19 protein-coding genes are annotated in these 22,937 nt (G+C 64.5%); 13 read left to right on the top strand and 6 right to left on the bottom strand.

Annotated features, from left to right (window positions below):
• Positions 1-6: 6 nt before the first annotated feature.
• The 4 genes from FHY50_RS12575 (at position 7) to FHY50_RS12560 (ending at position 3,226) form a co-directional block, all read left to right on the top strand.
• Positions 7-1,110, top strand: a complete 1,104-nt coding sequence (locus tag FHY50_RS12575) for an alpha/beta hydrolase (protein ID WP_243846646.1) — start codon at positions 7-9, stop codon at positions 1,108-1,110.
• Positions 1,107-2,282 carry an acetyl-CoA C-acetyltransferase gene (locus FHY50_RS12570; RefSeq protein WP_140231273.1) on the top strand — a complete coding sequence of 392 codons (1,176 nt, stop codon included), beginning with the start codon at positions 1,107-1,109 and terminating at the stop codon, positions 2,280-2,282. Before FHY50_RS12575 ends, FHY50_RS12570 begins: the two co-directional genes overlap by 4 nt.
• A gap of 90 nt (positions 2,283-2,372) precedes the next feature.
• On the top strand, positions 2,373-2,840 hold the full coding sequence (locus FHY50_RS12565; RefSeq protein ID WP_140231272.1) for a DUF2721 domain-containing protein: 468 nt from the start codon (positions 2,373-2,375) through the stop codon (positions 2,838-2,840).
• Positions 2,837-3,226 carry a DUF4345 domain-containing protein gene (locus FHY50_RS12560; protein WP_140231271.1) on the top strand — a complete coding sequence of 130 codons (390 nt, stop codon included), beginning with the start codon at positions 2,837-2,839 and terminating at the stop codon, positions 3,224-3,226. Before FHY50_RS12565 ends, FHY50_RS12560 begins: the two co-directional genes overlap by 4 nt.
• Before the next feature lie 55 nt (positions 3,227-3,281).
• On the opposite strand, the gene FHY50_RS12555 is transcribed toward FHY50_RS12560, so the two are convergent.
• Positions 3,282-4,883: an amidase gene (locus tag FHY50_RS12555; RefSeq protein ID WP_140231270.1), complete on the bottom strand. Its 1,602-nt coding sequence runs from the start codon at positions 4,881-4,883 to the stop codon at positions 3,282-3,284.
• 494 nt (positions 4,884-5,377) lie between these two features.
• Here FHY50_RS12555 and FHY50_RS12550 point away from each other — a divergent pair, with 494 nt between their 5' ends.
• Positions 5,378-7,255, top strand: coding sequence for a ribonucleoside-diphosphate reductase subunit alpha (locus tag FHY50_RS12550; protein WP_243846645.1), 1,878 nt, complete (start codon positions 5,378-5,380; stop codon positions 7,253-7,255).
• 44 nt (positions 7,256-7,299) lie between these two features.
• Here the strand turns inward: FHY50_RS12550 and FHY50_RS12545 are convergent, their stop codons facing one another.
• Positions 7,300-7,575 carry a DUF2171 domain-containing protein gene (locus tag FHY50_RS12545; protein ID WP_140231268.1) on the bottom strand — a complete coding sequence of 92 codons (276 nt, stop codon included), beginning with the start codon at positions 7,573-7,575 and terminating at the stop codon, positions 7,300-7,302.
• Positions 7,576-7,631: 56 nt separating this feature from the next.
• Between FHY50_RS12545 and FHY50_RS12540 the strand changes: the two genes are divergently transcribed.
• From FHY50_RS12540 to FHY50_RS12525, 4 genes are all read left to right on the top strand, one after another.
• On the top strand, positions 7,632-7,832 hold the full coding sequence (locus FHY50_RS12540; protein WP_140231267.1) for a hypothetical protein: 201 nt from the start codon (positions 7,632-7,634) through the stop codon (positions 7,830-7,832).
• Between the two features lie 51 nt (positions 7,833-7,883).
• Positions 7,884-8,942: a ribonucleotide-diphosphate reductase subunit beta gene (locus FHY50_RS12535; protein WP_140231266.1), complete on the top strand. Its 1,059-nt coding sequence runs from the start codon at positions 7,884-7,886 to the stop codon at positions 8,940-8,942.
• Between the two features lie 405 nt (positions 8,943-9,347).
• A complete protein-coding gene (locus FHY50_RS12530) occupies positions 9,348-9,905 on the top strand; it encodes a hypothetical protein (protein WP_208402846.1) in 558 nt (185 codons plus the stop codon).
• Positions 9,905-11,179, top strand: coding sequence for a HEPN/Toprim-associated domain-containing protein (locus FHY50_RS12525; protein ID WP_140231265.1), 1,275 nt, complete (start codon positions 9,905-9,907; stop codon positions 11,177-11,179). Before FHY50_RS12530 ends, FHY50_RS12525 begins: the two co-directional genes overlap by 1 nt.
• A 294-nt stretch (positions 11,180-11,473) precedes the next feature.
• On the opposite strand, the gene FHY50_RS12520 is transcribed toward FHY50_RS12525, so the two are convergent.
• The 3 genes from FHY50_RS12520 to FHY50_RS12510 form a co-directional block, all read right to left on the bottom strand.
• Positions 11,474-11,977, bottom strand: a complete 504-nt coding sequence (locus FHY50_RS12520; RefSeq protein WP_140231264.1) for an SRPBCC family protein — start codon at positions 11,975-11,977, stop codon at positions 11,474-11,476.
• Positions 11,961-12,317 carry an ArsR/SmtB family transcription factor gene (locus FHY50_RS12515; RefSeq protein ID WP_140231263.1) on the bottom strand — a complete coding sequence of 119 codons (357 nt, stop codon included), beginning with the start codon at positions 12,315-12,317 and terminating at the stop codon, positions 11,961-11,963. The genes FHY50_RS12520 and FHY50_RS12515 overlap by 17 nt, the downstream gene beginning before the upstream one ends.
• Before the next feature lie 81 nt (positions 12,318-12,398).
• The gene (locus FHY50_RS12510) at positions 12,399-13,103 is read right to left on the bottom strand and encodes an NAD-dependent deacylase (RefSeq protein ID WP_140231262.1); all 705 of its coding nucleotides are present in this window, start codon (positions 13,101-13,103) and stop codon (positions 12,399-12,401) included.
• Positions 13,104-13,194: 91 nt separating this feature from the next.
• On the opposite strand from FHY50_RS12510, the gene FHY50_RS12505 reads away from it, so the two are divergent.
• The 4 genes from FHY50_RS12505 (at position 13,195) to FHY50_RS12490 (ending at position 20,563) form a co-directional block, all read left to right on the top strand.
• On the top strand, positions 13,195-14,754 hold the full coding sequence (locus FHY50_RS12505) for a tryptophan halogenase family protein (RefSeq protein ID WP_140231261.1): 1,560 nt from the start codon (positions 13,195-13,197) through the stop codon (positions 14,752-14,754).
• Positions 14,755-15,039: 285 nt separating this feature from the next.
• The gene (locus tag FHY50_RS12500; protein ID WP_243846644.1) at positions 15,040-17,979 is read left to right on the top strand and encodes a TonB-dependent receptor; all 2,940 of its coding nucleotides are present in this window, start codon (positions 15,040-15,042) and stop codon (positions 17,977-17,979) included.
• A 51-nt stretch (positions 17,980-18,030) separates the two neighbouring features.
• Positions 18,031-18,711 (top strand): DUF6445 family protein, encoded by a 681-nt coding sequence (locus tag FHY50_RS12495; RefSeq protein ID WP_140231259.1) that lies wholly within the window; start codon positions 18,031-18,033, stop codon positions 18,709-18,711.
• 25 nt (positions 18,712-18,736) lie between these two features.
• A complete protein-coding gene (locus tag FHY50_RS12490; RefSeq protein WP_244935369.1) occupies positions 18,737-20,563 on the top strand; it encodes a family 43 glycosylhydrolase in 1,827 nt (608 codons plus the stop codon).
• 6 nt (positions 20,564-20,569) lie between these two features.
• Here FHY50_RS12490 and FHY50_RS12485 read toward each other — a convergent pair whose 3' ends face one another.
• On the bottom strand, positions 20,570-22,855 hold the full coding sequence (locus tag FHY50_RS12485) for a glycoside hydrolase family 3 N-terminal domain-containing protein (protein ID WP_140231258.1): 2,286 nt from the start codon (positions 22,853-22,855) through the stop codon (positions 20,570-20,572).
• Positions 22,856-22,937: the final 82 nt, after the last annotated feature.

Below are 22,937 nucleotides of genomic sequence, written 5' to 3'. Positions count from 1 at the left end.
TCGCAAATGGCTGATGCGAAGGCTACACGCTTTGATACTGCACCGCAACAAGGCCCGCGGCCGCTGCCGTTGTTCCTCGATATGTTGCAGCGCGAGACCGCAAATGCGCCTCATCGCCGCGCTGCAGCGCTGGCGGGGCTTCACGCGTATCAGAGCGCATCGCGGATGCCGCATGCTGCGCCTGCCGAGATTGCGGCACGGCACGGCCGCGCCCGGGTGATCGACTATGGCGGGTCGGGACGACCAACCTTGGTCGTTCCGTCGCTGATCAACCCGCCGATCGTTCTCGATCTCGCTCCCGAGACGTCGCTGCTGCGCTGGTTGGCGAAGCGCGGCGTACGGCCGCTGCTGCTCGACTGGGGCATTCCCGAGCCTGCCGATGCGGCCATGACGATGGCTGACCATGTCGGCGACCTGTTGCTGCCGTTGCTGCGCAGCATCGGTTCCGGCGCACTGCTGGCGGGCTATTGCCTGGGCGGAACCCTCGCACTTGCCGCCGCGCAGCATGTCCCGGTGGCAGGATTGGCGCTGATCGCGACGCCGTGGCGCTTCTCCGGGTTCGGCCGCGCTGCGCGCGCAGACATCGCCGCGCTGTGGGCAACCGCACGCCCTGCGTGCGAAGCGATCGGCGCGGTTCCGGTCGAGGTACTGCAATCGGGCTTCTGGCGGCTCGACCCGGCGCGCACGATCGGCAAGTATGAGCGCTTCGCCGCGTTAGATCCGGCCAGTGCCGAGGCGCGGGCATTCGTGGCGCTAGAGGATTGGGCCAATGGCGGCGCGCCGCTGACGCTGGCGGCAGGCCGCGACCTGTTCGAACGCTTCGTCGCCGACGACGCACCGGGATCGGGCGGCTGGCGCGTCGGCGGCATTGCCATCGATCCTGCGTCGCTTTCCTGCCCGATCCGGCAGTTCGTGTCGGCGCACGACCGCATCGTCCCCGCCGCGACCGCCGCGCCCGTCGGCGACACCACGACCCTGTCGGCCGGGCATGTCGGCATGATCGTCGGCAGCCGCGCCCGCACGCAATTGTGGGAACCGCTGGCGCGCTGGTGCGATCCGCTTGCAGCCCCTAGATCAACCCCATCTTGTGCAGGAGAGACACTTCCATGACCGACATCGTCATCACCGCCGCCAAGCGCACCCCGGTCGGCAGCTTCCTGGGCGCCTTTGCCGCGACCCCGGCCCATGAACTCGGCCGCGTCGCGATCGAGGCCGCGCTCGCGCAGGCAGGCGTCAGCGGCGACGAGGTGTCGGAAGTGATCATGGGACAGGTGCTGACCGCGGCGCAGGGCCAGAACCCCGCCCGCCAGGCGTCGATGGCGGCAGGCGTGCCCAAGGAGGTTCCGGCCTGGGGCGTCAACCAGGTCTGCGGGTCCGGCCTGCGGGCGGTGGCGCTGGCAGCGCAGGCGGTGGCGACCGGCGATGCCGCGATCGTCGTCGCAGGCGGTCAGGAGTCGATGTCGATGTCGGCGCATGCCCAGTCGCTGCGCCCTGGCACCAAGATGGGTGACGTCAGCCTGGTCGATACCATGGTCAAGGATGGCCTGACCGACGTGTTCAACGGCTATCACATGGGCATCACCGCCGAGAATCTCGCCGAGCAATATCAAGTGACGCGCGGCGACCAGGACGCGTTCGCGGTCCGCTCGCAGAACCGCGCCGAAGAAGCGCGCGGCTCGGGCCGGTTCAAGGACGAGATCGCGCCCGTGACGATCAAGGGACGCAAGGGCGATACCACCGTGTCCGACGACGAATATATCCGCGCCGGCGCGACGGTCGACAGCGTGTCGGGACTGCGGCCCGCGTTCAAGAAGGACGGCAGCGTCACCGCCGCGAATGCCTCGGGCCTCAACGACGGCGCCGCCGCGCTCGTCATCATGTCGCGCGAGGAAGCCGAGAAGCGCGGCGCACCGATCCTGGCACGCATCGCCAGCTGGGCATCGGCAGGTGTCGATCCGTCGATCATGGGCATCGGCCCCGTCCCCGCCAGCCGCCGCGCGCTCGAAAAGGCAGGCTGGACGGTCGCCGACCTCGACCTGATCGAGGCCAACGAGGCGTTCGCCGCGCAGGCGCTTGCGGTCGGCAAGGACATGGGCTGGGATGCGGAAAAGGTGAACGTCAACGGCGGCGCGATCGCGATCGGCCATCCGATCGGCGCATCGGGAGCGCGTGTCCTTACGACATTGCTCTACGAGATGGAAAAGCGCGACGCCAAAAAGGGTCTGGCGACGCTCTGCATCGGCGGCGGCATGGGCATCGCCATGTGCGTCGAGCGGGGATGACGCCCGGCCGATGCGTGCGGCGGGATCGAGGTGGGCGAAGCGGCGTGAAACCGCTTGCCCGTCGCCCGTGCGAGCCCGCATAGCCGCGCCATGGCCACCAGCTTCGCTCCCGTCCTGTCCACCGTTGCCGAGACCATCCAGATCTCGATCGCGCCGGTGTTCCTGCTTGCCGGGATCGGCGGCATCCTCAACGTTATGACCGGGCGGCTGGCGCGGGTGATCGACCGGGCGCGCAGCATCGAGGCGCTGCACCCGCGCTCGACCGGGCCGGAGCATGATCGCCACGTCTGGGAGCTGCGCCGCATCGACAAGCGCATCACCATCATCAACGCCGCGATCACGCTGGTGACAGCGAGTGCAGTAGCAATCTGCGTGGTGGTCGCGCTGCTGTTCATCGCCGAGCTCTCCGCGCTGCAGATCGGCACCGTCGTCGCGGTCGCGTTCATCCTGTCGATGCTGCTGCTGACCAGCGGGCTCGCCTGTTTCCTGATCGAGGTGCGGCTGTCGCTCAAGGCATCGCACATCCGCGCCGAACTGCTCGAGCGCGACCGGCCGTGACCGAGAAGCGCTGGCTCCAGCTCGCCGTCGCTGCCGCCTGCTTCGTGCCGCTGTCGGCGTCGATTCTCAGCCTGATCCGCGGCCCGGCATGGATCGGCGGCGTCACCGACGTGCCGACCGATCTCGACAGCCATTTCCGCTATCTGTCGGGCATTTTCCTGGCGATGGGCATCGGCTTCGTCACCTGCATCCCCGGTATCGAGGACAAGACCGGTCGCTTCCGGCTGCTCGCGGCGATGGTCGTGACGGGCGGGCTGGCGCGGCTGGCGTCACTGCTAATCGTCGGCGCGCCGTCGCAGGGGCATCTGATCGGGCTCGGGATCGAGCTGGGCGTGGTCCCGCTTCTGACGCTGTGGCAGGCGCGGGTGGCGCGGCGGACCCGCTAAACGCAGCAATGCTCCCGAGCAGGAGCGCAAGAGATCCCTTCGGTACCTCGGCTGCCTATTGGGCGATGCCCTCCATCCCCGCTCCCGCATCCGCAGTCGCGGCATAGCCCGGCTTCACGCGCAACTTGCCCGCCGCCTCGAACGCGTAGCCCGCGTTCAGCAACATCGCGTCCGAATAGGCCGTGCCGATGAACGACAGCCCGACCGGCAAGCCGTCGACCAGTCCCATCGGCACGGTCAGATGCGGATATCCCGAAATTGCCGGGAGCGCGCTTGCCGATGGGCCGGAGAACTGGTCGCCATGCACCGGATCGGACAGCCACGGCGCGCCGTAGGTCGGCTCGACCAGCAGCTCGACCTTTCCTGCCTTCAGCATCGCGTCGATCCCCTCGACCCCCGCCAGCCGCAGCGATTTGGCGCGAGCCTGCTTGTATTTGGGGTCGTCTACGCCGCCGGTCTTCTCAGCCATCACGAAGATTTCCTGCCCGAAATAGGGCATCTCGGCGGCTCGGTTGGCATCGTTGAAGGCGATGACATCGGCCAGCGTGCGCGTCTTCACGCTGGCCGGTGTGGTCGCCAGATACGCGTTCAGGTCGCTCTTCAATTCCATCTTGAGCACGTCGAACTCGGCATCGCCCATGCCTTCGAGCTCGGGCTGCTCGACCTCGACCAGCACGGCGCCCGCGGCCTTGAGCACCGCCAGCGCGGCGTCGAACCGGGTGGTCAGGTCGGACGACATGTCGGGCCGCACCACGCCGACGCGCTTGCCGCGCAGCGCGTCGGCCGACAGGCCCGCCGCATAGTCCTTGCGATACGCGTCCGCCTTTGCGGTCGCCGCATCGGCCGGATCGCTTCCGACCATGCCGGAGAACAGCAGAGCGGTGTCGCGCACGCTGCGCGCCATCGGGCCGGCGGTATCCTGGCTGTGGCTGATCGGCACGATATGCGTGCGGCTGACCAGACCGATGGTGGGCTTCAGCCCCACCAGCCCGTTCATCGACGACGGGCACACCACCGAGCCGTCAGTCTCGGTGCCAATCCCGGCCGCGGCGAAGCTTGCCGCGATCGCCGCCCCGGTACCGCTCGACGATCCGCACACCGAGCGGTCGAGCGCATAGGGATTGCGCACCAGCCCGCCGACCGCGCTCCACCCGCTCATCGAGGCGGTCGAGCGGATATTGGCCCATTCGGACAGGTTGGTCTTGCCCAGGATCACCGCGCCTGCCGCGCGCAGTCGCGCGATCACCGGCGCGTCGCGGCCAGTGGCGTTGTCCTTGAGCGCGAGGCTGCCCGCCGTCGTCGGCAGCTCGCGCGTCTCAACATTGTCCTTGACCAGGATCGGCACGCCGTGGAGCGGCCCGCGCACCTGTCCCGCCTTGCGCTCGGCATCGAGCGCGCGCGCCTGTTCCAGCGCCTGCGGATTGAGCGCGATCACGCTGCGCAGTGTCGGCCCGGCGCGATCCATCGCCGCGATCCGCGCCAGATAGCCCTGCGTCGCCGCCTCGCTCGACACCCGCCCCGCCGCCATGTCGGCGGCCAGTTGCGCCAGCGACACTTCCTCGACCGCGGCTGGCGCGCCGCCTGCCTCCTGCGCGGCGGCGGGCGTGACGACAGCCGCGCTCAGGGCGGTAAAAGCAGATAGCAGGCGCTGGTGCATGGTCGTCCCCCCGGATGATCGATGCGCGACGCTATGCGGCCCGGGCGCTTTGCTCAAGCGGATTGGCGATGCGGGCAGAATGGCACCGCCGGCGAGTCGTCCCCGCCATTCTTTCGCCCGTTCGATTTCTGTTCCCTTGCGTTTCGCAAGAGGCGCGGCGATCCACGCGTCGTGCCCGATCTGGCATCGGCGGCGCCCGGCGAAGTGACTCGTTTTATCGACGAACCGAGTCCCTAAAGCGTCATTTACCGACTTGTGCCGTGGGGCGATTGAGCACAATCTATAGTGGTACGGTCGGGGGGCTGACCCCAAGCGCTGGTAGGGACCATCGATCGATGCTATATCGATCGACCCGCTGCCGCCTGGGAGCAAACGGGGTGCGATCACTTTTTGTTCTCGCACTCGGCGCTCCAGCGCGTACCATCGGGACGCTGCTCCCGAGTCGGATGAATTGAGGAACGGGGCGAGTCATGGATTTCAGGGAAGATGCGCGTATGAACGACACCGTCGAGACGATCGACGCCGCCGCCACGGCGAGCGAGACGCGGGCGCCGCGCGATTCGAAGACCGTCGATGCGCAGCTCTACGCAGTCGAGGTCGATCATTCGCGCGACGCGCTGCTGACCGATTTCGGCAAGGAAACCCTGAAGGACCGCTACCTTCTGCCGGGCGAATCCTATCAGGACCTGTTCGTCCGCGTCGCGTCTGCCTATGCCGATGACGCAGGCCATGCGCAGCGGCTGTACGACTATATCTCAAAGCTGTGGTTCATGCCGGCCACGCCCGTTCTCTCGAACGGCGGCACCGGGCGCGGCCTGCCGATCTCATGCTATCTCAACTCGGTGCCCGACAGCCTCGAAGGCATCGTCGAGACGTGGAACGAGAATGTCTGGCTCGCCTCGCGCGGCGGCGGGATCGGCACCTATTGGGGCAATGTCCGCGGCATCGGCGAGCCGGTCGGCCTCAATGGCAAGACCAGCGGCATCATCCCGTTCGTCCGCGTCATGGATTCACTGACGCTGGCGATCAGCCAGGGCTCGCTGCGGCGTGGGTCGGCCGCCTGCTATCTCGACGTGTCGCATCCCGAGATCGAGGAGTTCCTCGAAATCCGCAAACCTTCGGGCGATTTCAACCGCAAGGCGCTCAATCTCCACCACGGCGTGCTGATCCCCGACGCGTTCATGGAAGCGGTGCGCGACGGCGGCGAATGGCAATTGAAATCGCCCAAGGACGGCTCGGTCCGAGGCACCGTCGATGCGCGCGCGCTGTTCCAGAAGCTGGTCGAGACGCGGCTGGCGACCGGAGAGCCGTACATCGTCTTTTCCGATCACGTGAATTCGGCGATGCCCAAGCATCACCGCGATCTGGGCCTCAAGGTATCGACGTCGAACCTGTGCAGCGAGATCACGCTGCCGACCGGGCGCGACCATCTCGGCAATGATCGCACCGCAGTGTGCTGCCTGTCGTCGCTCAACATCGAGACGTGGGACCAGTGGAACGGCGACAAGCGCTTCATCGAGGACGTGATGCGCTTCCTCGACAACGTCCTTCAGGACTATATCGACCGCGCCGAACCCGGCATGGAGCGTGCCGCCTATTCGGCGGCACGCGAGCGCTCGGTCGGGCTCGGCGTGATGGGCTTCCACTCGTTCCTGCAGGCGCGCGGGCTGGCGTTCGAAGGCGCGATGGCGAAGTCGTGGAACCTCAAGATCTTCCGCCACGTCTCGACCCAGGTCAACGAAGCGTCGATGCAGCTCGCGGTCGAGCGCGGGCCATGCCCCGACGCGGCCGACATGGGCGTGATGGAACGGTTCTCGTGCAAGATGGCGATCGCGCCGACCGCGTCGATCTCGATCATCTGCGGCGGGACGTCGGCGTGCATCGAGCCGATCCCGGGCAACGTCTATACCCACAAGACGCTGTCGGGCAGCTTTTCGGTGCGCAATCCGTATCTGGAAAAGCTGCTGATCGCCAAGTCGAAGAATTCCGAAGCGGTGTGGAACTCGATCCTCGAAAAGACCGGCAGCGTCCAGCATCTCGATTTCCTGACGCAGGAAGAAAAGGACTGCTACAAGACCAGCTTCGAGATCGACCAGCGCTGGCTGCTCGAACTCGCCGGCGACCGCACGCCGTATATCGACCAGGCACAGTCGCTCAATCTGTTCATTCCCGCCGATGTCGAGAAGTGGGACCTGCTGATGCTCCATTTCCGCGCTTGGGAACTCGGCATCAAGTCGCTCTATTATCTGCGTTCGAAATCGGTGCAGCGCGCAGGCTTCGCGGGTGGGGTGGAGGCCGACAACACTTCCGAGCTCGCCAAGTTCGATATGGGCGAATCGACCGATTACGACGAATGCCTGGCGTGTCAGTGAACAGCGCCGCGCCCGGATTCGCGTCCGGGCGCGGGCCGCGCGGTTCAGGCCGCCTCGCCGCCTTCTTCCTCTTCCATCGCCACCGCGACGTCGGCGTTGGCGGACAGTCGCACTGTGTCGCCCTCGACCTCGGCGACCAAGCCGCCGGCGATGAAGTGGTGATGCCCGCTATGCTTGCCCGCGGCACCTTCGATATCCGCGCCGCTGTCCTTCTTGGTCAGCTTGATGCGGTCTCCCTCGATGCGGTCGACGGTGCCGACATGGACGCCGTCGGCGCCGATGACCTCCATATGCTCGCGGATGTTGCTCAGATCGGCCATGTGCGTTCTCCTTGGATGGTTCCGCTCGCTCAACGCATGCCGCGCGGGTTGGTCGCATGACGCTCGCGGTCGCCATCATGTACGCCGTCGCCGCACTCGCCGCCGCGACGGGAGCGTGGCTGTTGCTGCGCCTGCGCGGCCGCGCCACTCCGCAGGCACGCTATGCGCACGGCATGGTCGGCACGATGGCGAGCGCGCTGGGCCTCATCCTCGCCATCTTCGCCACCGCGCAATGGTCATGGGCGTCGCCGCCCTGACCGTCTTGCGCTCCGCCTTTTCCCCGATCCAGTCTAACCCGGAGTAATCCCATGTCGCTCACCCAAGCCCGCAAGCAGTACAAGCCGTTCGAATACCCCTGGGCGTTCGATTTCTGGAAGCGCCAGCAACAGCTCCATTGGCTGCCCGAGGAAGTGCCGCTGGGCGAGGATTGCCGCGACTGGGCGCAGAAGCTGTCCGACCACGAACGCAACCTGCTCACCCAGATCTTCCGCTTCTTCACCCAGGCCGATGTCGAGGTGCAGGACTGCTATCACGACAAGTACGGCAGCGTGTTCAAGCCGACCGAGATCAAGATGATGCTGACCGCGTTCAGCAACATGGAAACGGTCCACATCGCCGCCTACAGCCACCTGCTCGACACGATCGGCATGCCCGAAAGCGAATATGGCGCCTTCCTCGAATATGGCGAGATGAAGGACAAGCATGATTTCATGCAGCAGTTCGGCGTCGACAATGACGAGGATATTGCCCGCACGCTGGCGATGTTCGGCGGCTTCACCGAAGGCGTGCAGTTGTTCGCATCCTTCGCGATGCTGATGAACTTCCCGCGCTTCAACAAGATGAAGGGCATGGGCCAGATCGTCACCTGGTCGATCCGCGACGAGAGCCTGCACTGCGAAGGCATCATCAAGCTGTTCCACGCCTTCACCCAAGAACGCGGCTGTCTGACCAAGGCGGTCAAGGACGACATCGCCGACGTGTGCCAGACGACGATCCGGCTGGAGGACGCGTTCATCGACCTCGCCTTCGAAATGGGCCCGGTGAACGGCATGACCGCCAAGGAGATCAAGAAGTATATCCGCTACATCGCCGACTGGCGGATGAACCAGCTGGGGCTGAAGCCGATCTACATGATCGACGAACACCCGCTCCCCTGGCTCGCGCCGATGCTCAACGGGGTAGAGCACGCCAACTTCTTCGAAACCCGCGCGACCGAATATTCGAAGGGCGCCACGAAAGGCAACTGGAACGACGTGTGGGGCAGCTTCGACAAGCGGCAGAGCGCGAAGAAGGGGACGCCGGCGGCGAACGAGGATGCGGGCGAGGGACGGGATATGTTCTCGGCGGCTGGGGTAGCGGCGGAGTGAGTTGTGTGGCGGATTGGCGAGAGCTGATCCGCACCCAGCGGTCCGCTTGGCTGACGGCAGCTTTGCGCCTCATAATCGGTCATCGAGCAACGTGACTACGCTACCCAAAAGCCGCCGCTAGCTCGTGCTTCGATTAGATGAAGGATATTGCGCCAGTCTGATGAATCGTCGCGCTCACCAATAGTGATCATCCCTTCGATGATACTGGGATTGGCCCGAAGGCTCGGGCTAGTGGTGCGCTAAGGGGGCAGTTCCCCTTAGCCTGGCGATAGGGATGGTGGCCAGAAGGGACGAGATCCTGGGCAGAGCAGGGAACTCGGCGCGCAGGCTTCAACCGCCGCGCTGCGGATTGCCACCGAATTCGGGATCACTGACTTGTAGAGACGCTCATGCTAATGGCGAGCCATGATAACCGAGAGCTACTGCTGGAAAAAACCGCTTCTGACCGGCGCGAAAGTCATCCGAAAATATATGGATGCTGAGAATACAACCGACGCGCAATTTGCCCAGATTGAGCGCGAGATATTCATCGGCTTCTACTCGATCCGAAAATTGTTAGAGGCGACAGCAAAGGTGAGCGCGGAAACGCGCGACATGAAAATTGCCTTGAAATGGTACCCTAAGCGGCTCGGTCAACCTATTGTCGATTGGTACAATCGCAATGAATTTTGGGAGCTTTACGACCTTGAGCAGCCAGTTAAAGAGACACGTGACCTCCTCTATGTGGCGCATCGCATGGTCCATAGCTTCATCTTTACCCTATCGGGTGACGGCGACGGGCACGGAGCGTTCTTCACGAGCGAGCGCGACAAAGAATCTCGACTCAATTTCCTGAACACGGAGGAGATAATCCATGTCTTCGAGGTCGTTGGGAATGACTATCCGTCGGGATTCAAGTTATGGCGCGATCCACATACGGGCGAAATGAAATGGAGCGTTCCTCCTAAGCAGGCCGTCGATTGATGGGAACCTCGATCGAACTTACTATCGCCGGTATCTCGTTATCCTATTCCAAGAATAACATGGGACTAGACTTCGGCTTCCTGTTTCAGGACGGCGACGAAGCGCGGCGCAAGCTGGATGGAATTAACTACGAGTACTACGACGAGCATCCTGACAAGAACGCCGATCTCGCCGAGCACGAAGCCGTGTTCGCAAGGCCTCTGGCGCGTGTATTGCCGCGCTTACTTCTCCTGGGATCTACGATTGAGAGTGCGCGTGCTGAGTACGAAGCGATAATAGCCGACGCGCTGGAAATCGGCTCGTATAGCACGCCTCCGGGGGAACCTAACCTTCTGACGTTCGAAGAATTTTGTTCTCTGGCGTGTCGCTATCCGCTGGGGACCCTGGGCGGCGGAACCGAATTTGAAGACAGAGAAAAGGCCAAGGGTAAGCTAGTGTCCGACGAGGATTTCCAACGCCTCCCTTGGACGGATAACTCCAACAGCTTTTGGTCAGAGACGAGCTATTTGGGCGCGAAAGTAGCTATTCTCAGTGCAGAGTCGATGCTTCAGGTTTTCGCCCTCAATTCCGCCAATCTTAATGTCGATGTTGTGTGGGAATTCGGCCCCCTCGTCCATTCAGGTTGGGAACCTCGCGCCCTTTTCCACCCCGGCGCGAGGCGGAAGCAAAAGGTTCTGATCGCTACCGAGGGCGCGTCGGATGCCCGCATCATCAAGCGCGCCCTCGACATCTTGCGCGCCGATGTCACCGACTTCTTCAATTTCGTGGATGTAGACGAGCGGCACCATTTTTGGGGAACGGGCAACCTCGTCAAATTTGCGGAAGGGCTTCTTCGCATCGACATTCACAACAAGGTGCTCTTCGTTCTCGACAACGACGCGGAAGGCGTGGACGCCTATCGGAAGCTCGAAGCTCTGAACCTACCGCCCAACATGAGATCAATGTTGCTGCCCAACCTTGATGAGTTCCGGCGGTTTAGGGCGCGCGGTCCCGAGGGCGTAAGCGTTTCCGACATTAACGGGCGGGCCGCGGCGATCGAGTGCTATCTCGATCTGAACTTGCCCAACTGTCCGCCCGCGCAGGTACTCTGGAGCAACTACAAGAAGGACATCGACGCCTGGCATGGAGCCTTGGAATTCAAGGAATCCTATCACAGACATTTTTACGATCAGCCCCCTGAGACGCTCTGCGAAGGCCTCTACGACGCTTCCAAGCTGCTGAAATTGCTGGATGCCTTGATCAACCAAGCGGCCTTGGTGTTGCCATCCATCTGAGTTCTTGCGAGAAATGCGACATGATCTGCGGCCACTGCTTGGTTTAGAGGACGCGATAACCTCGCCGTCCGCCACCGCGTATCGGCCGCGCCGGAAGTGGTGGCCGCATGGTTTAAAGCGTTCCACCAGCACCCTGCGAGTTGGAGCCGCTTGGCGTCCAACTGTCCGTTATCGCACCCGCTCTGTACAAAAGCGGACTAGCCGCCAGCGGCCCAACAACCGCCACCGGCGTGCCGCGATGTTTGGAAACCGCCGACCAACATTCCGTCACCGAGCTGATCACCTTAACCCCCGCTACCCACCCCCGCCCGCCAACAACTCCTCAAGCTGATCCAACTGCTCCGGCAACCCGGCCGCCGATCCCTGCAACGCTTCCTCCAGCGCCGCCTCTGACGGATAGGCTTCGTGGAAGCGCAGCAGCGTCTTTCCATCCTGCTCCTCGAAGGTCACGGTCGTGATCGCGCCTGCTTCGCCTTCGTCGTTGGTCCACACGATGCGCTCGTTGGGTACCACCTCCAGATACTTGCCGTAGAACGCCATCGTCCCGGCATCGCCCGCGCTGAACTCCAGCCGGTATTTGCCGCCGGTGCGGACATCCATGTCGCATGCGACGAGCGCGACGCCCGAGACCGATCGCGGCATCCACCAGCGCCGGAACAGCTCGGGCTGGCTCCATGCCCGATACACCACGCCCGGCGGAGCATCGAAGGTCCGCGTCACGACGAGTTCGCGATCCCCCTTGCGCTCTACCACCGTGCGATTGCGCGCGCTGCCTGTATCCTTATCCTGCTGATCCATCGCTTCCCTCCTGGTTGATTTCGCTGATGACGGCGTCGAGCGCGGCGTAGCGGTCCTCGAACAGCGTGCGGTGCAGTTCGATCCACTCCGCCTCCGCCCTCAGACCGCGGGGCCCGAGCCGGCAGGTCCGCACCCGCCCCGCCTTGTGCGTGACGACCAGCCCCGCGCGCTCGAGCACGTCGACATGCTTCTTCATGCCGGTCAGCGTCATCTCGAACCGGTCGGCCAGGCTGGTGATCGACGCGTCGGCCTGACCCAGCTGAACGATGATCCCGCGCCGCGTCGCATCCGACAGCGCGGCGAACGAACGATCGAGTCGAGGACTTGAACACTGAACCATATGGTTCAGTGTCTAGTGAAGAGTTGGAATATGCGCAAGCGATGCAATTCGCCGCCGCTCCTCCGCGACGACGACGACTGCTCAGGTGGACGCGCCCAGCATTTCGTCGACCCATTCCGGCACCAGGGTCGCCGCCTTGCCCATCCGGCTGGCGTCGAACCGCGCGCTGCCCTGCGATCGTTCCAGGTTGAGCTCGAGCGTCGCCGCGCCGTGCTGGCGCGCCACCTCGACGAAGCCCGCGGCCGGATAGACCGCGCCCGACGTGCCGATCGACACGACCAGGTCGCACCCCGCCAGCGCCGCGTCGATCGCGTCCATCGCATAGGGCATCTCGCCGAAGAACACGATGTCGGGGCGCAGCGCCGCCGCGCCGCAGCGTGCGCAGACGCTGCCAGGCGGCAGATCGCCGCCACGCGGTTCTCGCGCCCCGCATGCCGCGCACAGCGCCGATTTGAGCTCGCCATGCATGTGCATCAGCCGCCGGGCCCCGGCACGTTCGTGCAGGTCATCGACATTCTGCGTGACGATCAGCAACTCGCCCGGCCATGCGGCGTCGAGCCGGGCGAGCGCGCGGTGCGCGGCGTTGGGCTCGACCCCCGCCAGCGCGACGCGGCGCAGGTCATAGAAGCGGTGGACCAGCGCCGGGTCGCGCGCCAGCGCCTGCGGTGTGCAGACATCCTCGACGCGGTGTCCTTCCCATAGCCCGCCAGGGCCGCGAAAGGTGGCGATGCCGCTCTCGGCCGAGATGCCGGCGCCGGTCAGGACGACGATGCTGCCGATGGTCATGGCCGTGCTTCTAGCGTGGCGGTGGCGCGCTTGGAACCGCTTGCACGCACGCGCGGCCGCGGCATAAGCAGGCCAAGAGAGGATCGAAGCGATGGACCTGCGCCTCAACCCCGGCCCCAATCCCCGCAAGATCACCATCGTCGGCGGCGGCACCGCGGGCTGGATGACCGCGGCGCTGCTGTCGAAGCTGCTGGTGCGCGGCTATGCCATCACCCTGATCGAATCCGACGAAATCGGCATCGTCGGCGTCGGCGAGGCCACGATCCCGGCGATCCGCACCTATTGCCAGCTGGCCGGCATCGACGAAGCCGCGCTGATGAAGGCGACGCAGGCGACCTACAAGCTGGGCATCGAGTTCGTCGACTGGCAGGCCAAGGGCAGCAGCTACATCCACGGCTTCGGCAAGATCGGCCAGGACCTGTGGTGGCTGCACACCCATCAATTGTGGCTCAAGGCACGGACGCGCGGCATTACCCGGCATTTCGACCACTACGCCCTCAATTGCGTAATGGCGCGCACCAATCGCTTTGCGCTGCCCGATCCGCGCCAGCCCGGATCGCCGCTCGCCGATATCGACTATGCCTATCATTTCGACGCCAGCCTGTTCGCGCCGTTCCTGCGCACCCAGGCCGAGGCGCGCGGCGTCGAGCGGATCGAGGGCCGCATCACCGACGTCCGCCTGCGCGGCGAGGACGGCCATGTCGATCGCGTCGTGCTGGCCGATGGCCGCGAGGTTGCGGGCGATGTATTCGTCGATTGCTCCGGAATGCGAGCGCTGCTGATCGGCGAAGCGCTCGGCGTCGGATATGAGGACTGGAGCGAATGGCTGCTATGCGATCGCGCGCTGGCGGTGCCGTGCGAAAGTGCGCCCGAACTGACGCCCTATACCCGCGCCACCGCGCGCGACGCCGGCTGGCAATGGCGCATTCCGCTTCAGCACCGCATCGGCAACGGGCATGTCTATGCCAGTGCGCTGATGTCGGACGAGGCCGCCGCCGATACGCTCCTCGCCAACCTCGACGGCCGACCGCTCGCCGACCCGCGCCCGGTGCGCTTCCGCCCCGGCAAGCGGCATCGCGCGTGGGAAAAGAATGTCGTCGCGATCGGACTGGCGAGCGGTTTTCTCGAACCGCTCGAATCGACCAGCATCCACCTCATCCAGACGGCGATCCTTCGGCTTGTCGCGCTGTTTCCGGGCGACGGTATCCGGACGGCCGACGTCGCGGAATATAACCGCCAGACCGATTTCGAAATGCGCGACATCCGCGATTTCATCATCGCGCACTACAAGGTGACCGATCGCGAGGACACGCCGTTCTGGCGGCACGTCAGGCACATGCCGGTACCCGACAGCCTGGACGAACGGCTCGACCTGTTCCGGTCCTCGGCGCGGTTCTTCCTCCACAACAAGGCCGAGTTGTTCCGCGAGGAAAGCTGGGTTCAGGTGCTGATCGGCCAGGGCCTGCCGATGCGGCACGATCCGATGGTCGACATGCTGAGCGACGACGAACTCGGCGCGTTTCTCGGCGACGTGGAAGAGGTCATCGCCGACGTCGCCAGCGGAATGCTCTCGCATTCCCAATTCATCACCCGGTTTCGTTGCGCAAATGCAACACTCTATCGCGCTGTTTCTGCAAGCTTTTCGGCATAACACGCAAGATTGGATCGCCTTTCACCGGAATCTTGAAATCGTTCTCCGTACACCAGTTGTAACCGGTTCCATGTTTCGGTATTGGATGGAAAGCGACCGTGATCGACACTGCCCCCGCCAAGGAAGGGCAGTGCGAGCCGCGATGTCGGACGGCGCAAGGGGAGGATTGCGATGACGGGATGGAGCGAGCGCAAGTTGACGAACCGCGGGACGAGGCGGTCGCGTTTCAAGGTCGGCGCTTCGTCTCTGGCATGCGCCATCGTGCTGGTCACCAGCGTCCCCGCAATGGCTCAAACGACCGGCACGCTGCAGGGCCGGATCGATGGCGCCCAAGCCGGCACTGCGGTGACGGTGACCGATACCGTCACCGGCCGCAGCACATCGACGACGATCGACGCCAACGGTAATTTCGTCATCGCGGGCCTGCGTCCCTCGACCTATCGCATCGAAGGGGCTGGCCAGACCGAGGAAGTGGTGCTGCCCGTCGGCCAGACGGTGGCGATCGACCTCAGCCCGCAAGCAGACGTGGCGGGCGCCGATGGCGAGATCGTCGTAACCGGCAGGCGCGGGATCGCCGAGGTGCGCACGGCCACGATCGGCGTCAGCGTGTCGCAGGACCAGATCAACAACCTGCCCCAGAACGATCGCAACTTCCTGAACTTCGCGGCGCTTGCGCCCGGCGTCACGGTATCCAGCGATCCGAACAACAAGCGCATCCAGGCGGGCGGCGCGAGCTCGGAGAACGTCAACGTCTATATCGACGGCTCCAGTCAGAAGAATCAGGTCGGCTTCGGCGGCGTCGCCGGGCAGAATTTTTCGCAGGGCAATCCCTTCCCGCAATCGGCGGTGCAGGAATTCCGCGTGGAGACGCAGAACTACAAGGCCGAATATGAACAGGCCGGGTCGGCGATCATCACGGCGATCACCAAGACCGGCGGCGATCGGCTGAGCGGCGGCGCCTTTGTCGAATTCGTCCCCAAGCCCTGGTTCGGCCGCCCGTTCTTCGATCGCGAAGGTGAGGCGAACAACGCCGGCTTTCCATGCCCGGACGACGCCAGCGAGACATGCTACAACGAGAAACCCGACTATAAGCGGTATCAGTTCGGCGCCAATCTTGGCGGGCCGATCATCCCCGGCAAGCTGCACTTCTTCGCCGCGTATGAAGGCACACGACAGACCAACCCGTCGATCGTCGTCAATGTCGACCCGCTGCTGCCCGATCCGATCCGTCAGGCGCAATCCGGCAACTTCGCCGCCGAGTTCAAGCAGGACCTTTATTTCGGCAAGCTCACGCTGTTCGCGACCGACGACGATACCTTCAATGCCAGCTATTTCCTGCGCGAAGAGAGCGATCTGCGCGACTATGGCGGCAATCGCGCATTCGAGAACGGCCGCAACGTCGGTACGCGCAGCGAAAACGTCCAGTTCGAATGGAACCACCGCGACGAAAACTGGCTGAACGAAATGACGCTCAGCTATTTTTCCAGCTTCACCGGCACGCCGACGATCACGGTCGGGCCCGAATATGTCCTGACCAACGGTGCGCCCGGCGTCGATGACGACGGCGACGGCATCATCGACAACGAAGGCGATGGCACCGGCGCAGACCTGTTCTTCTTCGGCGCCAATTCGTTCCAGCAGGCCAACGACCAGTCCGCATATACGTTCAAGAACAACTTCACCTATACCGGCCTGACCGACCACGTGATCAAATACGGGCTGCGGGTATCCCAGACCAAGTTGACGCGCATCGAGGATGCCAACGCCAACGGCTCCTACCGCTATGCCTTCCAGCGCTTTTCGGACGTCGACAACAGCGTGCCGTTCCGCGCGGTCATCTCGTTGCTGCCGGCGACGCCGCTGGAGGCCGACAACACCCAGGTCGGCATGTTCCTGCAGGATGACTGGACGATTGACGATCACTGGACCGTCAACCTCGGCCTGCGGTGGGATTATGAATCGAACAACTTCAACAATAACTATGTAACGCCGACCAAAGTCGCCAATGCGTTGCGCAATTATCAGCCCTGGGAAGCGGCCGGGATCGATCCCGAAGACTATATCACCGACGGTACGAAGCGCGATCCGTTTCTCGGTGCGTTCCAGCCACGTATCGGTGTGTCGTACGACGTCTTCGGGGACCGCGACCTGATCCTGTTCGCGGGCGGCGGCCGCTATTACGACCGCAATATCTTCTACACCGCATCTCTCGAACCGCTGTTCAACAATGTCCGCAGCGATGCGACGATCGACTTCTGCGGAGCGGAAGGCCTGCCGGCATGTGCGGGCGGTGCCAACCAGCTGCAGTGGAACCCCGCCTATCGCGATCCGCAGGCGCTGCGCGACGCGATCGCCCTGGAAGGGTTGAGCGGTGATATCTGGGTCATCAACAATGACGCGAAGGTTCCGTACACCGATCAGTTCAATTTCGGCGTTCGCAAGCGCTTCGGCGAGGTCCAAACCTCGATCGCCCTGGCGCACAACCGATCGCACGACGCATTCATCTTCGTGCGCGGCAACCGCATGCCTGACGGCAACTATACCGAGGGCGGCGACGCATGGATCCGCGACAACTTTCCCGAAGAAGGGCGTCCGACAGGCTATACCGGCCGTCTCAATATCGGATCGAGCAACGGCGAACAGCGCTACACCGCGGTCTATCTGAACGCGGACAAGCCGTATTCGGAAGTATCAGGCTGGGGCGCGACGGCGTCTCTCACCATTTCCGATGCCAAATCCAATCAGGGCATCGGTTTCAACGAAGCGCAGATGTTCAATGCGGGGCGCCAGGATGCCTATGGCTGGCAACGCACGCGCGGGTTGGAAAGTTGGCGGTTCGTGACTACCGGGATCGCCGACATTGCATGGGGTTTCCAAGCATCTGGCACGCTGACGCTCGCGTCGGGGCCCAGTTTCGGCAACGTCGATTCGACGCGGACGCCGCCGCCCAATTGCACCGGTTGTTCCTACTATAATGACGGCGGCGTCTTCACGCCCAAGGATACGATCGCGTACAAGAATCTCGACGTCCGCCTCGCCAAGACGTTCACCTTGCCCTGGGGGCACGAGGTCACCGCCGATTTCGAAGTGTTCAATGTGTTCGACTGGGTCAATCGCAACTATTCGACGTGGGGCGCGGGCAGCGGCCCCAATCCGACACTCGAGGAAAACGCCACGGTTGGCTATGCCCGCACATTCCAGGTCGGTCTGAAATACGACTTCTGATAGCGTGCCGTCGAACCGTCACAGGGGCGGAGTAGGCCGAGGCGGAATGGTATGAAGCCGGAATTGCGCAGGTTCGGACATGGCGAGCATCCTCTCGTCCTGGTCGACGACATGACCGGCGACGTCGGCGCGATCATCGATATCGCCGACGCCATGCAGCCTTATCCGCCGGCGCAGAAGACGCTGTATCCCGGATTGCGCCGGGTGATCGGCAAGGAGGACGCTGCCGCCAGCGGGTATGTCGATCGGCTGCTCCAGGCGCTTGCCCCCTATATCGGCGGCGCGTTCGCGACCGACGCATTCGACCTGATCGAGGCCAGCTTCTCGATGGTCACCGCCGATCCTGCGACACTGGCGCCCGCGCAGCGCGCGCCGCATTTCGATTCGACCGATCTCAGGACGATCGCGATCCTGCACTACCTCTCGGTCGCGCCCGGTACCGGCACCTCCTTCTATCGCCACCGCGCTAGCGGAATCGAGCAGCTGACCGACGCCAATCTTGCGCCGTATCTGGCGCGTGCGCGAGCCGAGGCCGAGGCAACCGCGCCCGGCTACATCGCAGGGTCGAACGCCGCCTATGAAGCGATCGCCGCGGTCGAGGCCGTTCCCGACCGGCTCGTCATGTATCGCGGCGCGCTCCTCCATTCAGGGGTCATCCCGGCGGATATGGAGTTGAGCGCCGATCCCCGGCGCGGGCGGCTGACCGCCAATCTGTTCATCCAGGTGCGCTGACGCACCGACCATCGGGAGAAGTCCAGTGTCGTTCCGGATCGGCCTCGCCGCCGCCAGCCTCGTGCTCGCCCCCCCTGCATCGGCACAGGCGGTGAAAACGTACGCCAATCCGATCGATATCGATTACTGCTATAATTTCGAGCAGGAGGATCGCGGCATCTCGTTCCGCACCGGGGCCGACCCGGCGATCGTGCGCTACAAGGACGAATATTACCTCTTCCAGACACTCGCCGACGGCTATTGGCGCTCGGCCGACCTGGTCGACTGGCAGTTCATCAAACCCAGCAAATGGCCGTATGACAGCGTCATTGCGCCCGCCGCATGGGTCGACGGCGACAAGCTCTACCTGATGCCGTCGATGACCGCGCCCGAGCAGGTCTATGTCACCACCGATCCCGCCAGCGGCAATCTGGAATGGTTCGACCGCACGATGCCGCCGCTGCCCGGGGCGGTGCGGCCGTTCGAAGAGGAACTGATCCGATCGGGCGACGGCCGCGTGCCGCCGGGGCCATGGGACCCTGCGCTGTTCAAGGACGATGACGGCAAATGGTACATGTACTGGAATTCGTCGAACGTGTTCCCGCTCTACGGCATCGAGATCGGGATGGACGGGCGCTTCACGTACAAGGGCAAGCCGGTCGAAATGCTCGGCCTGCATCCCGATCGCCACGGATGGGAGCGATTTGGCCAGGATCATGACGGGCTGAACAAGGCCGGTGCCGCAACCACGCCGTTCATGGAAGGCGCGTGGATGACCAAGGTCCGCGGCAGATATTATCTCCAATACGGCGCGCCGGGTACCGAGTTCAACGCCTACGCCAACGGCACCTATGTCTCGGACAAGCCGCTGGGGCCGTTCACCTATGCCCCGTACAATCCGATTGCCTACAAGCCCGGCGGGTTCGTCGAGGGTGCGGGGCATGGTTCGACGGTCGAGGACAAATACGGAAACTGGTGGAACTCGGGAACGCCTTGGATCGGCTATAACTGGGATTTCGAACGCCGCATCAACCTGTTCCCGACGACGTTCACCGACGATGGACAGATGATGGTCTCGTCGCGCTTCGGCGACTTTCCGCACATCATGCCCACCGGGAAAGTCGAGGATATCGACGACCTGTTCACCGGCTGGATGCTGTTGTCGTATCGCAAGCCCGCGACCGCATCGACGACGCTCGGCGAGTTCACGCCCGATCGCGCGACCGACGAGGATCCGCGCAGCTTCTGGGTCGCGACCGACAAGGCGCCGGGCCAGACGCTGACGCTCGATCTGGGAGCGGCCAAGACGGTGCGCGCGGTGCAGGTCAATTTCGCCGACTACAAGGCCGGGCTCTATGGCGACGGTCCCGATGTCTATACCGAGTTCAAGCTGGAATCCTCGCTGGACGGCAAGGCATGGACCCCGCTGGCCGACACCGGGCCGGACCGCCGCGATCGCGCCAACGCCTATCTGCAGCTCCCCGCTCCAGTCACCGCGCGCTATGTCCGCTATGTCCACGGCCATGTCGGCGCGGCGTATCTGGCGATCAGCGACCTGCGCGTGTTCGGCAGTGCGGGCGGCAAGGATCCGGCAACGCCGCAGCGGGTGATGGCGAAGCGCGACAGCGACCCGCGCAACGCGCTGATATCCTGGGCGAAGGTACCCAGTGCGGTCGGCTATAACATCCGCTGGGGTATCCGCCCCGACCGGCTGGCGCTGACCTATCAGCTATGGGCGGACGAGCTGGGCGACGGGCCGGTGCTGAACAAGGAACTGCGCGCGCTCACAGTGGGTCAGGGCTATCACGTCGCGGTCGAGGCGTTCAACGAAAGCGGCGTGTCAGCGCTCAGCAGAACGGTGGCGGTTGAATGACGTCGATCACGCGGGTTCCAGCCTGAAAACCCCGTATGCGCCCTCGTCCTGCGCCGAGGGTGCAATCCAGACGTCGAAATCGCCCGGCTCGACAGTCGCCTCCAGCGTGCGGCCCCGAAACAGCAGGTCGTCGCGGCGCAGCGTGAACCGCACGATTTCCCGTGCGCCCGGAGCCAGCCAGACCTTGCGAAACGCCTTGAGCTTGCGCACCGGCTGGGTGACGCTGGCGGCGCGGTCGCGAATATAGAGCTGGACGAGTTCCTCGCACGACCGCCGGCCTGTGTTGGTCACGGTCGCGGCGACTTCCACCGACCCGTTCCACCCCATCGTCGCCGGGATGGACGGGGCCGAATAGGCGACCTTGCCATAGGTCAGGCCGTGCCCGAACGGCCAAAGCGCCGCGTTCGGCACGGTGCGCCAGTAGGTGCGATAGGATGGACGCTCGGTACTGACCGGCGCGGGACGGCCCGTCGCCTTGCGATCGTAATAATAGGGTTGCTGCCCGCTCTCATACGGGAAGCTGACCGGCAGGCGGCCCGATGGCGCATGGTCGCCGAACAGGATGTCGGCGATGGCATGGCCGGTCTCCGATCCCAGAAACCACGTCACGAGGATCGCCTGCGCGTCGCGCACGGCCCCGTGCAGCGCCATCGCGCGCCCGTTCTTGAGCACGACGACGATCGGCGTGCCGGTCGCGGCGACCGCCTCGGCGAGTGCCTGTTGCGGTTCCGGAATACGGATGTCGGTGCGCGACTGCGCCTCGCCCGCCATCGCCGTTCCTTCCCCGATCGCGAGGACGACGACATCGGCCGCGTTCGCCGCCGCCACCGCCGCGTCGATCCCGCCGGGCAGCGCGTCTTCGATCCCGGTCCCCGGCGTAACCGTCACGCTTGCCCGTTCGCCGATGGCAGCACGCACGCCGGTCGCCAGATCGACGGCATCGGCATTGTCGGCATAGACGCATTGCGGTCCGTTGCAGTCGGCCTTCGATCCCGCGAATGGACCGATCAACGCGATCCGGCCCGTTTTGGCGAGCGGCAGCAGGTTGTCACGATTCTCCAGCAGCACGATCGACTTGCGCGCTGCCTCGCGAGCGACCGCGAGGTTTCTCGGCAATCGCGACCGCTGCGCCTCGCGCGCGACGCTGATCCGCCGGAACGGATCCTCGAACAGCCCCAGCATCGCCTTGACCGTCAGTATCCGGCGCACCGACCGGTCGACCACCGCCATCGGCACCTCGCCGCTCGCCACCAGATCGGGCAGATACGAAGTATAGAGATTGCTCTGCATGCTGAGGTCGACCCCGGCGAGCAGCGCCAGTTTCGCCGCCTCTCGGCGATCGGCGGCAAAGCCATGCGCGACCAATTCCTCGTCGCTCGTGTAATCCGACACGACGATGCCCGCGAACCCGAACTCCTCGCGCAGCACCGTCGTCAATAACCAGTCATTCGCCGTCGACGGGATGCCGGCAATTTCGTTGAAGGACGCCATCGTCGACATCGCGCCCGCGGCATAGGCGGCCTCGAACGGCGGCAGATAGACTTCGCGCAGCGTGCGTTCGGACAGGTCGACGCTGTTGTAATCGAGCCCCGCCTCGGCCGCACCATAGGCCACGAGATGCTTGGGGCACGCCATCATCGTGTCGGGCGACGCCAGATCGTTCCCCTGGAACCCGCGCACGCGCGCGGCAGCGAACAACCGGTTGAGCAGAACGTCTTCCCCCGCCCCCTCGGCGGCGCGGCCCCAGCGCTGGTCGCGCGAAACATCGACCATCGGCGCAAAGGTCCAGTCGATCCCCGCACCTGCCGCCTCGAACGCAGCGATCCGTGCGGTCGCCTCGGCGATGGCAGGCTCAAACGTCGCGGCTTCGGCCACCGGCATCGGGAATACGGTACGATGGCCGTGGATGACATCGGCCGCGAACAGCAGCGGGATCTTCAGCCGCGACCGCTCCATTACGGCGGTCTGCATCGCCAGCGCCATGCGCGCACCGTTGCCGTTGAACACGCCGGTCAGCCTGCCCGCGACCGCGTCCTCGATTTGTTGCGGGAAATCGGAACCGCTCGGCGGATTGAGCGCGGCGGCGTTGCCGCCGCCCCACGCCGCCGACATCAGGCTGAGCTGCCCGGCCTTTTCGGCGATCGTCATGCGCGCGATCAGCGCTTCGACGAAAGCAGGCGCCGTCCGGGTATCGGCGCTGCGCAGCAGCGCGCGCACCGGGCTCGCCGCCCACGCACTGGCGAGTCCGATGCCCAACAGCGCAGCACGGCGCGAAATCGACCCGTCGTGCACTTTTCGAAGTCCCTTCCTTTTCCTGCCCCGCCGCGGCGCAGCGCGCGATCGCTCGACCACTGCTGCGGAACCCCGCGCCCAG

Source organism: Sphingomonas japonica (assembly GCF_006346325.1).
GTDB classification, from domain to species: Bacteria; Pseudomonadota; Alphaproteobacteria; order Sphingomonadales; family Sphingomonadaceae; genus Sphingomonas; species Sphingomonas japonica.
Note: the sequence above shows the minus strand (reverse complement) of the source record. Positions and strands in the feature narration are given on the sequence as shown.